Here is a 1,489-nt window from a genome sequence, read left to right on the forward strand (position 1 = left end):
GGACGCCTCATGCGAGCGGCGGACGTTCGTCGAGCAGGTCACGGGCCTGACCCGCCGACACAGTCAGCGGACCGAACGAATGCGGTCGGTGCTGGCCGAGGTCGGCCTCGCGGTGGCCGGCCGCGCCGGTGCCCGGCTGGCCGACGTCTTCGGGGCGAAAGCCAGCCGGAACACGGTCCTGCGACTGGTCGACGCGCTTTCGGAGCCTCAGCCGCGGGCCCCGCGGGTGGTCGGCGTCGACGAGTACGCGATGCGCAAGGGACGTGTGTACGGGACCGTCCTGGTCGACGTCGAGACCCGTCGCCCGGTGGACCTGCTGCCGAATCGCGAGGCGGCCACCGTCGCCGCCTGGCTGGCCGAACGCCCAGGGATCGAGGTCGTCTGCCGTGACCGTGCTCCGTTCTTCGCAGAGGGCGCCAGCATCGGGGCACCCACCGCGGTCCAGGTCGCCGACCGTTTCCACCTCTGGCGCAACCTCGGCGAAGCCGCGGAACGGTGCATCTCCCGCCACCGCTCGTGCCTGCGCGCGACCACCGCCGGGGCGGCCCCGGAGTCGGCGGAAGTCCAGGTACCGACAGTTGCCGGGTCGCCATGGCCCACCGGCCACCGGTTCGCCGACCGCACCCGCGCCAAGCACGCCACCGTCCATGCGCTGTTGGCCGCCGGCCACAGCCGACGCTCGATCCAGCGCCAGCTCGGAATGACCTACCGCACCGTTCAGCGGCTGGCCGACGCCGCGAGGCCGGAAGAGCTGTTTCAGGGGCAGTGGCAGAACCGCAGGACCAAGCTCGACGACTTCAAGCCGTACCTGAACGAGCGGTGGGCCGAGGGTTGCACGAACGCCTGGACACTCTGGGAAGAGATCAAGACGCACGGCTACCGCGGCGGCTATGGAGCCGTCCGCGCCTACATCCGCCCGTTCCGCACCGCACCGACCGCACCGGCAGCCCGACCGCCGTCACCGCGGACCGTGGCCGGGTGGATCCTGACCCACCCCGACACCCTGCCGGAGAACGACCGGCTCAAGCTGAAGTCAGTGCTCGCACACTGCCCTGAATTGGACGCGCTCACCGGTCACGTCCGCGCGTTCGGGAGGATGATCACCGAACTCCAAGGCGACCAGCTCCCGCAATGGATTCAAGCGGTCCGCGCCGACGACCTACCGAGCCTCCACACCTTCGTCAACGGCCTGGAACGAGACCTTGCCGCCGTCACCGCCGGACTGACCCTGCCCTGGAGCTCGGGCGTCGTCGAGGGCCACGTCAACCGGATCAAGATGCTGAAGCGACAGATGTACGGACGAGCGGGGTTCGCACTGCTGCGGAAACGAGTCCTACTCGCCGGCTGAGTTCGTGGTCTCTGCGCGCAGGTCGCGAATCGGAAACGTCACTGGTGAGGGGAGGGCGTCACACTCGTGACCATGCAGCTCATCGGCGAGCAAGGACCAGGCGATGGCCTCGTCGGGGCCGAAGTACGACGGGTCGAGGTG

The 1,489-nt window shown here is 69.6% G+C and carries 1 protein-coding gene; it reads left to right on the forward strand.

Annotated elements, in window-relative coordinates:
* Positions 1-1,348 (forward strand): ISL3 family transposase (locus tag ACFUEL_RS39600; protein ID WP_380243057.1); only part of this gene is annotated, 1,348 nt, incomplete at its 5' end.
* Positions 1,349-1,489: the final 141 nt, after the last annotated feature.

Source organism: Kitasatospora sp. NPDC057198 (assembly GCF_042670125.1).
GTDB lineage: Bacteria > Actinomycetota > Actinomycetes > Streptomycetales > Streptomycetaceae > Kitasatospora.